Genomic DNA, 9,537 nt, shown 5'->3' on the forward strand with positions numbered 1-9,537 from the left:
GTAGAACACTTCAATGTAGTCAAAGATCACTGCCCGGAGCTCGGCACGGGTATCGAATGTTTCAACACCGGTTATCCAGACGATCTCGCGTTTCAATGTCGCCCAGAACGCCTCCATTTTCGCGTTGATGCTCCTATAGATTGTCAAACCGGTTTATGCAGCTTGGGGGAGTCCGTTGGCCGCTGTGCGGGTGGCTGGTTCGGGGAGGAGGTGGTAGAGCTCGCGTGCAACGTAGCGTTTCAGGCATCGGATGATGTCCTTTTTGGAGAGTCCTTCAGCGGTGCGCCGTTGGACGTACGCAATGGTGGGTGGGTGCCATCTCATACGGACGATGACAACGCGGTAGAGCGCAGCGTTGGCTTGCCGGTTCCCTCCTCGGTTGAGTCGGTGCCGGCCTGCGGTTTTGCCTGATCCTGTTGGGATTGGGCAGACTCCACACATTTTGGCGAACGCTGCTTCTGAACGGATACGGTCGGTGTTGTCGCCTGCGGTGATGAGTATCTCAGCTGTGGTGTCGAATCCGACGCCGAAGCGTTCCAGCATCTCGGGTGCTGCAGTTTTGGTGAGTGTCTTGAGATGAGCGCTGTGGGTCTTGATCTCCTCGTGGAGTTCTAAGTAGCGATGTGCAAGCGACGCCAGGCTATGGCGGATCGCCACCTCGGGATCTGTGATGTCGCCGGTCGTATCGAGGCTCGCGCAGGTGACAACGAGTCGATAGTTGGTGAGTGGCTCGAGCTGCCCACGCAGTTCGTCGGATGCGGTGACGAGCACAGCTTTGAGTGTGATGATGGCTGCTGTATGGGCTTTCACTGCTGTATCCCTGGCGATCTTGACGACACGGATCGCTTCGACCAGCCCGTCGGCGAGTTTCGGAGTGACTGCTCCATGACCTGACAGGACGACACGTGCAGCGTGCTCGGCATCGATCGTGTCACTCTTGCCCGCTGCCCGCCGTTCACCCCTGCGTGGCGGGCGGGCAACCTCGAAGACTTTGTGATCGTGACGACGCAAGAACTTGCTAAGCCCGGATCCGTACGATCCGCACCCCTCGACACCGAACGCGTGAATATCACCGAGCGATATCGCCCAGTCGAGGAGCTCGCAGTAGCCGTCGGGTGTTGCTGAAACGAACCGTGCCTCCCCGATAACCCCTCCGAGACCGTCGATCGCGACAGCGACGTGTTGATCCTTGTGGGTATCGACACCGATGATGACATCGGTGCGTTCAAGTGCGATGCTTGACATGACTATTGATCCTTCCGGTCGATGGTTGTGCTCGCTGGCCGGGCGGGAAGGACAGGACTGCGATGAGACCTGGATGATCAGGCTCCTATGAGGTCACTGCCCGTCCGGTTCGGCGAGACGTTTGATCGCCGTCTCAGATGGCCGACACGTCAACGCAAAGACACGAAGTCGGTCGTAACAAGGGTCAGGCCACCCGAGACAGCCACAACCGGAAGCCTCCCACATACGAGAGAATCCCGACAGGAGGATCCTCGCAGTCGTAACAACAACGCGTGTGCGCCCGGCAGCACTTGAACCAGCCCACAGAGCATCGGCGCAACCGACCCATTAAAGCGGCCCGTCGCCGACGAAGGAGGCGAAAGAGACGCGACCGTCCAGCACCGCTGGACCACGGTTCCAACCGCATACGATGGGCGAGACAAACATCCGAACCGGACCCGTGAGACTAAAGCGGAGGCTACCGAAATGCGTGGCACAAGACTTTGTGGGCCCGGCAGTGTGCTGTTTCAGGACATAGGAAACACATGTCGCGCGACATAGGAAACATTCGACGAGTGCTTTCGTTGGCTGATGTCGAAAGCACGTTCCATCATCATGTCCGTTGTTGTCGAGGGCCGCAGCCAAGCCGATACGGCTCGCCTCTATGAGGTCTCACGGTCGTGGGTATCGAAACTCGTTGTCCGTTACCACGCTGAGGGAGGCGCAGCATTCGAGCCGAGGTCGCGTCGACCCCACACGTCACCTCGAGCACTGGATCCGGCGACGGTTGCTCTGATCATCGACCTGAGAACAACACTTACTGGCAAGGGCCTCGACAACGGTCCTCACACCATCAGTTGGCACCTCGACCAGCATCACGGTGTGGTGGTGTCTGTCGCGACGATCTGGCGGCATCTCAAGACAGCCGAACTCATCGTCTCGGAGCCCAAGAAACGTCCCAAGGCGTCCTACATCCGGTTCCAAGCCGAGCTGCCAAACGAAACGTGGCAATCAGACTTCACTCACTGGCACCTCACAGACAGGAACGGAGTGGAGATCATCACGTTCCTCGACGACCACTCGCGCTACGCCCTCTCGGTGACGGCCCACACACGCATCACCGGCACCATCGTCGTCGACGAATTCCTCGGAACCGCTGAAACACACGGGCTCCCAGCATCAGTGCTCACCGACAACGGCATGGTTTACACCGCCAGGTTCGCCGGGGGGAGAGGCGGGAAGAACCGGTTCGAGCGCACCCTGATGGACCTACGGATCATCCAGAAACACTCCCGACCCAACCACCCGACCACGTGCGGGAAAGTGGAACGGTTCCAACAGACACTCAAGAAGTGGCTCACCGCACAACCCGAAGCCGTAACCATCCACCAGCTCCAGGACCAGCTCGACGCGTTCGTTGATGAATACAACCACCGGCGTCCCCACCGATCCCTCAAAAACATGACCCCGGCAGCGCAATACACGCTGCTGCCCAAAGCCGCCCCAGGCGAATCAGACATCGACAACCACTACCGGATCCGGCACGACATCGTTGGAGACACAGGGACCGTCACCCTGCGCCACGCAGGAACACTCCACCACATCGGCATCGGGCGAACCCACGCCCGAACCCATATCATCATGCTCATCGATGACCTCGACATTCGCATCGTCAACCCGACTACCGGAGAACTCCTCCGCCGCCTCACCCTTGACCCCACACGCAACTACCAACCCCAAGACAAAGAACACAAGAAAACTCCCAAACCGTAGGTTCAGGAGTTTCCGATGTCGCGCGACATCACATCGTGGAGCTGATGGGATTCGAACCCACGACCCCTTGACTGCCAGTTCACGAAACCCCATCCCGAGTGATCCCGCTCCATCACCCGCCATCGGAGAAACCCTTGCGTTCATTGGGTTTCCGTCCCGCTGCGTCCCCACGCGTGCGGTTGCGCGTTCCCTGGTTTCCACGCCTATAGGCACCGCGTGCATAATGAACCCCAGCAGCCGAGTCTTACCTCTTCACCGTCCCTTGAGACGTACCCGATTCCTTGCGAAGTTGACGGACCAGACGAACCGCCTGGGCCTTCTCCTCCGCTGTATACCGACGCGTAGTCGGCTTCCTAGAAATTGATCCGTTCTCCATAACTCTCAGCCTCGCATCCAAGGTCGAGAGCCTCCAGCATTCCCAGGGCGAACCAGGCCCCCAGGGCCGACACGTCTGCGATTCGGGCGACCATTGGCACACCCAACGGTATCATCGAACTGACCTGACCCCCTGCACCGCCGAAACGTCACCCAAGACACGCAACTCAAACGTGACCACACTTCGCCCCTCCGATACGAACGATACGGGTTGCTCCGGTCTGACGGTCAGTTCCGCACAGAGGCGACGTCTGCCGAGTGAAGACAGATCAGGCGGACTCCGTGGCTTGGCGTATCGGAAGAAACGCATTCAACCAGGGGTTTCGGTACTCATCGACGCTCATCGATTCGCGTCGTTTTTCAGCAGAACGCGTCCCGTGCGCGTCCCGGCGCGGCTATGGGCCAGCTGCGGCATTGAGCCCGACCGGTCACGTTGAGTGCCAAGGCCGATATCGGGCACCCACCTTCAACGTGCGGTCCAGCCCGTGAGGGCTAGGCGGGCGTTCGCGCCTCCTGATCCTGTGACGGATCCTGTGCAGGCCAGGGACGTCGACTCAGATGAACCCTCATCGTCACGGTGGGGTCCCACCGATGGTCACGGACAGGGGTTGGTCGGGTCCCATGCGGCGGACACTTCGACCGCAACGGGAGTCTCATCTGCCTCCGGATTGGCAATTGTCCGGTCCTCCTTGACCAGACCTCCTCCTAACAGGGTGCCCGCATCGCCGTCGAACTCGACCGTGAACTCTGAGTCGATCACGTTCGACCAGATCCGACCCTCCTGAACGAAGCTCACCGTTGGTCCTCCGTCGTCGGTGATGACGACATCGAAGCTGGACCCATCGTCCCCCCGGAACTGGACCGAGACGGTGCCCGTTCCCGTGGGGTCGAAGGTGTCAACGCATCCCGAGATCAGGTTGATCGATTGTCCAGCAATGGTGAAAACGCCAGAGAAGCCACCAGCAGCGGAAACCGATGTCGTGCCGGTCGCCTGGGGAGCGTCGCTCTCACCTCCAACAACTGTCGGGCCGGGCCCAGAGGTGGAGGTGGTTCCCAGGCCCGTGGCCGGAGTGGCTTCCGCTCCGCTCTCGTTGGAGTTGCTACACGCGGCGAGTACAAGACCAATGATGACGATTATGAGAAACCCGGGCGTTCTCAAGGAGTACGGCTTCGATGTGCGCATGTGGACGGGTATTCTAGACAGAGACGGGTGTCTTCGTGTCCTGAGTCACAAATCATATACAGAATCTCACCGGCCTTCAACGCCCCTGGCGGCGTCCTCCGCCTCGACACAGTCCAGACTTTACCCTCGTTGTGCGTCCTTGCCAGGAACGCCGATGCCTCGGGGAGATCAGCACGAACTTACGACTCAGGACACTAGGACGCAACGCCTATTCGCTGAGCTGGGTGACGTCTACTTCAAGGACGAACATGGGATCCATCGTCAGATCCGCGAATCCGACCCCGTCGGCCACTTGGATATCGAACCCCTGGGGGTACCACTGCGCGGGGAACGTCGGCACAGCGCTAAAGAATGCCGTGGGGAAGGATTCCGCAAATGCCACACACCTGGGAACTTGCGCACGCCACTGCACGTCGGCCTCGGTGGCGTCCACTCGAAGGGTCAGCCACTCTGCGCCATCCCTCAGAGTCCGGGTACCGGTCACCTCGAACGTGAACGTTCCCGTCACCTCTATGACCTCTAACGTGACATCATTCTCTACGCATTTTCCCGAGCCGAGGATCGTTCCTATCCCCTCTCCGTCGACTTCGCCGTCGGCATCGACCGTGAAGACTCCGTCCCACAGGAACCTGATTACTTCTCCAGGGTCCGTCATCATGTCCAGGGTCATGGCCAGTGACCAAGTCGAGTCGACCTGATGCCACTTGATCTCGAGCATTGCCTGCTGTGTGATTGGCATCCACTCGGGAACCAGCATCAGGATCCGAGGTTCCGTCACGAACGCCATAAGGGCGTTCCTCATGTTGAAACGGGCACCGACGAAGCCGAAAACCTCCCGTTCTGATCCTTTGCCGCCATCTCGTTCCTCGCGGGGGACATACGTCAGCCTCGCCTCACCGGCGAGATCGGTGAACGATTCCGGATACCCCTCTCTGAACCAACCGTGATCGTCGAGCACCTCGCCGGAGTCCCAGGCGATCCGCACTCCACGCAGCGGCCCGTGGACGGGCTGACCCAGGTTGACCAGGAGGCCGCAGTCGGGCACGTAGACGTCCTGCGAGAAGTACTCCAGGTTCACGGTCACGACGAAATCCACCGGCTCCCCTTCAGCGCCGTGACCCTCGTGCGCCGTGCCCGGGACCGCCTCGATCGTGGCTTCCACCCCAGAAACCAGCATCAGCCCGTGTATCGCGTAGTACGCCTCGATAACGCTCACAGCAAGCGGACTCGACCTCCAGGCCTCTCCCCAGATCGAGTGGACGACCCCGTAGCTGATCGTTCCGCAGCTCTGGTATACAGCCCGGGGAGCCTTTGAGCGTCCCGCGGCGGTCGGCGGTCTCTCCGCAAGAGCCGTCACCCCAATGGCGGGCATGAGTCCGGCGCTGGCAGCCTGCGACTCTGAGGTGCCGTTGGGCGGGACGAACGTGTCGAGCATCACCAGCCACTCCTCGAGCGGTGTCAATTCGAGATCGCCTTCGAACACGATGCCTGCTGCTTCGAACAGTTGCACCAGGTACGCCTCGGGGACGGCGGCATAGGTGTCGTGGTAGAACCGCAGCAGATCATCGATCGTCCCGTCGAAGCCCAGTTCGTCAACCCGACTGTGTGTGATGGCGAACGGTCTGGGTGGAGCGGTCGCCATGCGAACGAGCGCCGGGACTTCGAAGTCGTACAACCAGAAGTCGTCCTCGCTCGTCTCGGACCCGCCCAGCACCCGCTGCCCGCTACCGGTGTAAACCCCGATTCCGAGATTGGCAAGAACCGACCAGACACCCGATTCGGCCGTTGCCGCGTCGGTGAGAGCCGCAGCCGTCTCGGCCGGGCTGAGCCTGATCACGTCCTCACCCGGTGCCGTCACCAACCCGCCACCGGTCCGATCCGGGGCCGAGACGTTGGTCGGCACAGCCGACGCCGAGGATGGATCGTCGGACGAGGCGCATGCCACCACAACCAGCGCCAGCGCAGGCAGGAGGGCAAATCTCAGCCAGGAACGCAAGCGTGGCACCTCCTGTACTCCCGCGGTCACGGCTACCACCCGTTGCGGATTCTAGCCACGAGGGTCGACTGTGCGTCACGTGTGGACACCTCGGATGCTCCGAGAGCCAGCTGACCCACGGCACCAAGCACTGGCTGGAGAGCGGTCATCCCAACACTCCGATGAACCCGGACGGGTTCACCCAGAAGCGGTGCACGTCTCTACTGTAAACCGGCGCGGCGGTTGGTGAGTGGCTCGATTGAGGCACACTGAGAGGCCAGATAAGAGCGCATAACGCTCGGTGGCCCACCGAGAATCCAGCCGATCAAGGCGCTCGTGATCCGGCAGGGAGCATGTGGGGGGTGCGCTGATCGTATGGGAGGGCTGTACACGTCACCACGCGCGATCTGGCACTGAACTGCAGTTAATCCACTGTCAGATGATGATGTTGGCGATCAGCTACGCCACGGCGGCTACGGCCAACACAGCTGTCGCTGCGAACAACCAGCGTGTTGCGCGGGACGTTGACTTGGCGGCATCGGAAGCGGACTTGGCTGCTTGTGCCGCCTTTTCGGAAGCGGCGTTGACGATACGTGCTGCCTTAATGTTTAACCGGGCAGCGAAAACAGCCTGAGCTTGGGTAGCTCTTCGGCTTCCGGGTTGTGCGTTCACGCCGATCCATTCGGTCAATTCCGCCAGCGGCATAGTCCAGAAGCGGGCCTCAAGTGGCTGGGGGTCTGTCTCTGGTGGATCGAGCCAGTAGTTCGAAGCTTCATACTCCAGAGACGTTTGGCGGCTCGGGCACGTCTGCATCGGAGGCCCCGTGGGGTCAATTTGGGGTCACAGGTAGCCGTCCAGTCGGGGGCCGAATCGTGAGCACTCACGGGCGAAACACGAGAGGCGACTGGACGGCTGTCCAGTACCCATAGGGTTTTGACAGACGTCCAGTCGCCTGTATACGCCGTACGCCCGGAGGGACTTGAACCCCCAACCTCCTGATCCGTAGTCACGAGGTTTATCCGGGTCAGCGTTGGCGCTCCGACTGGTCGGTGTCTCGTGTCATGTGGCTTCGGTTATGAAGGACCGCATGTCGGTGCCTAGTTTCTCCAGGGATCATAGGTGCACATACATCATGTGGCCTGCCTCGTAGTACCTCATCGTGACGTTGTCGCGAATCTCGGGGTCGAGATCCATGTGGTTGAAGGTGTACTCGGTTGCGAAGTACGGCGTTGCGAGGTGGTAGTACCCGTTGGTGACGAGCACGTTCATGTGACGGTTTCGTGACATCGTGTCGCGGAGTGTTTCTGAGACGTCGACGTATGCGTTCTGGAACGCCTCATAGTTCCAGGGCTGTACCCGATCGGACAGGATCTCGTACGGGAGGTCGCTCTCGTAACCCAGGTCTGCTCGCAGGTAGTGCTTGAGCGCGGAACTGTATGCGCTCATGACAGCGTCGATGGAAGGGTCGTTCTCCATCGTGTCACCGTCCGTGAACCGGTCGATACCGGTGTACCGGCTGTCGATTCGCCCGACCGGTCGATTGCGGTCCCGCAGAACCTCTCGGCAGTTGCACAGGATCTCGATTCGCATGTTGTACCGGTCGAGATACTCGCGGTCGAGCCCCGTGACGCGTTCGAGCTCGTCGAGGATCGCAGTCTCGTCGCTGGCATCGATGCTGGTTCCTGCGACTATCTCTCGTACATCGCTCATCCCGACTAACCCAGCACGCATATCCGGTGCGATGTCAGGGGGTCAGCGTTCGATCGGGTACCCAACGATCGTGCCCCACTCGGTCCAACTTCCGTCGTAGACCCTGACGTCGGGGTGGTCGAGCATTCATGCCAATGCGAACCATACGAGGGACGCTCGATGACTGAGACGGCAGTACACAACAATGTCTTCTTTGTCCGAGATGACAGGGTCGAGTAGGGCTGCGAGATCATCCTTGGCCAGGTACGAACCGTCGTCGTTGAGGAGATCACGAAAATGGAGATGTCGAGCGCCAGGAATCCGGCCGAGGCGCTCAGCTCCGTGGTCGAACTCGAACCAGGATGGCGAGACCCGCTCACCGCTGTACTCCTCGTGGATCTGACATCGAGCAGCAACCGATTCGAGCCGTGGAGTCCAGCGACTACATCGTCGCGACTTATCAAGGAAGTCGTGTTGCCAGCACGCGTTGCGAGCTGTCGCGCGGCGATACCTGTCGCCTCATGGCCGAGCCTTCCATCCTCAGTGAGCCACTTCTAGCGACCACCGTCAACAAGCACTGTCTGATCTTTCGAATCCCGCCATTGCAAGCACCCAGAAGGCGTACGTTCCATATTGAAACGGGTCACCCACGATGGCGATGGTCGACTCGTCGGAAACGCCAAACGCCTGTAATCGCTGCACCAGGGTGTCGATGTCGGGGAACCGGCGTTCGATATCGTCCCAGCACAAGTCTCGCCAATACACGAACCGAGCATTCGGGACGTGTCGTTCCGCAGAGTCCGGCGACAAGGAGTGCCGACTCGAAACCTCTACAACGACCAGGTCTTCAGCATCAAGATGCTCGTCGAGCCAATTCGTAGATACCAGCCGCGACCCTGAAGACATCCGCCAAGCCTAGATCATCGCCAAAGAGCAGGCACGCATATCCGGCATAGTGTTCGGCGGTCGGGCCGGGCCGTGACAGCGCTTGTACTTGAGACCTGACCCGCAGGCGCCGCGATCGTTGCGGCCCACCTGCACACGAGTTGACGGCGGCTAAGACGCGAGCTGCGACGCCAACTCGTTCTGCTCAGACCCAGACATTCGAACCATTGCACACCTCCATCGAGAACAACTCTCGTCGAACGTGATGCAACGACCACCTGAATTCAAAGCCGTTATGCGTGTGGTTGCTGGTCGCCTACGACCAGCGGATTCGGTGATTGCGGTGCCACGTTTCGAATAGTTCATGGTCGCCGGTGATGGTCACATTCGAATCATCACCCCGGTTCCACACCGCCAGGTAGAGATCGCATGC

General features: G+C 60.2%; 12 protein-coding genes. 3 read left to right on the top strand and 9 right to left on the bottom strand.

The features are described 5' to 3' along the window. Together IIC71_14730 and IIC71_14735 are read right to left on the bottom strand one after the other, a co-directional pair. Positions 1–117, bottom strand: a 117-nt coding sequence (locus IIC71_14730; protein ID MCH7670435.1) for an IS3 family transposase, incomplete at its 3' end; no start/stop codon positions are given. Between the two features lie 36 nt (positions 118–153). After that, positions 154–1,245: an IS110 family transposase gene (locus tag IIC71_14735; GenBank protein ID MCH7670436.1), complete on the bottom strand. Its 1,092-nt coding sequence runs from the start codon at positions 1,243–1,245 to the stop codon at positions 154–156. A gap of 570 nt (positions 1,246–1,815) precedes the next feature. Between IIC71_14735 and IIC71_14740 the strand changes: the two genes are divergently transcribed. After that, entirely contained in the window at positions 1,816–2,997 is a 1,182-nt protein-coding gene (locus IIC71_14740) for an IS481 family transposase (GenBank protein ID MCH7670437.1), read from the top strand. A gap of 970 nt (positions 2,998–3,967) precedes the next feature. Here IIC71_14740 and IIC71_14745 read toward each other — a convergent pair. Further along, entirely contained in the window at positions 3,968–4,555 is a 588-nt protein-coding gene (locus IIC71_14745) for a hypothetical protein (protein ID MCH7670438.1), read from the bottom strand. 208 nt (positions 4,556–4,763) lie between these two features. Further along, the gene (locus IIC71_14750) at positions 4,764–6,551 is read right to left on the bottom strand and encodes a hypothetical protein (protein ID MCH7670439.1); all 1,788 of its coding nucleotides are present in this window, start codon (positions 6,549–6,551) and stop codon (positions 4,764–4,766) included. A gap of 2 nt (positions 6,552–6,553) precedes the next feature. Here IIC71_14750 and IIC71_14755 point away from each other — a divergent pair, with 2 nt between their 5' ends. After that, a complete protein-coding gene (locus tag IIC71_14755; GenBank protein ID MCH7670440.1) occupies positions 6,554–6,760 on the top strand; it encodes a UBP-type zinc finger domain-containing protein in 207 nt (68 codons plus the stop codon). Between the two features lie 229 nt (positions 6,761–6,989). Here the strand turns inward: IIC71_14755 and IIC71_14760 are convergent, their stop codons facing one another. The 3 genes from IIC71_14760 to IIC71_14770 all read right to left on the bottom strand — a co-directional run bounded on the left by IIC71_14760 (position 6,990) and on the right by IIC71_14770 (position 8,618). Then, on the bottom strand, positions 6,990–7,343 hold the full coding sequence (locus IIC71_14760; GenBank protein ID MCH7670441.1) for a hypothetical protein: 354 nt from the start codon (positions 7,341–7,343) through the stop codon (positions 6,990–6,992). A 300-nt stretch (positions 7,344–7,643) separates the two neighbouring features. Beyond that, positions 7,644–8,240 (bottom strand): hypothetical protein, encoded by a 597-nt coding sequence (locus IIC71_14765; GenBank protein MCH7670442.1) that lies wholly within the window; start codon positions 8,238–8,240, stop codon positions 7,644–7,646. Positions 8,241–8,366: 126 nt separating this feature from the next. Continuing rightward, entirely contained in the window at positions 8,367–8,618 is a 252-nt protein-coding gene (locus IIC71_14770; GenBank protein ID MCH7670443.1) for a hypothetical protein, read from the bottom strand. On the opposite strand from IIC71_14770, the gene IIC71_14775 reads away from it, so the two are divergent. Beyond that, complete coding sequence (locus IIC71_14775) at positions 8,517–8,777, top strand: hypothetical protein (GenBank protein ID MCH7670444.1); 261 nt, start codon at positions 8,517–8,519, stop codon at positions 8,775–8,777. The genes IIC71_14770 and IIC71_14775 overlap by 102 nt on opposite strands. Before the next feature lie 9 nt (positions 8,778–8,786). Here the strand turns inward: IIC71_14775 and IIC71_14780 are convergent, their stop codons facing one another. Beyond that, positions 8,787–9,125: a hypothetical protein gene (locus IIC71_14780; GenBank protein ID MCH7670445.1), complete on the bottom strand. Its 339-nt coding sequence runs from the start codon at positions 9,123–9,125 to the stop codon at positions 8,787–8,789. 9 nt (positions 9,126–9,134) lie between these two features. Then, positions 9,135–9,254 carry an SEC-C domain-containing protein gene (locus IIC71_14785; protein MCH7670446.1) on the bottom strand — a complete coding sequence of 40 codons (120 nt, stop codon included), beginning with the start codon at positions 9,252–9,254 and terminating at the stop codon, positions 9,135–9,137. Positions 9,255–9,537 lie beyond the last annotated feature (283 nt).

This window comes from Acidobacteriota bacterium (assembly GCA_022562055.1).
In the GTDB taxonomy this organism is placed as follows: Bacteria; Actinomycetota; Acidimicrobiia; order Spongiisociales; family UBA5794; genus BMS3BBIN02.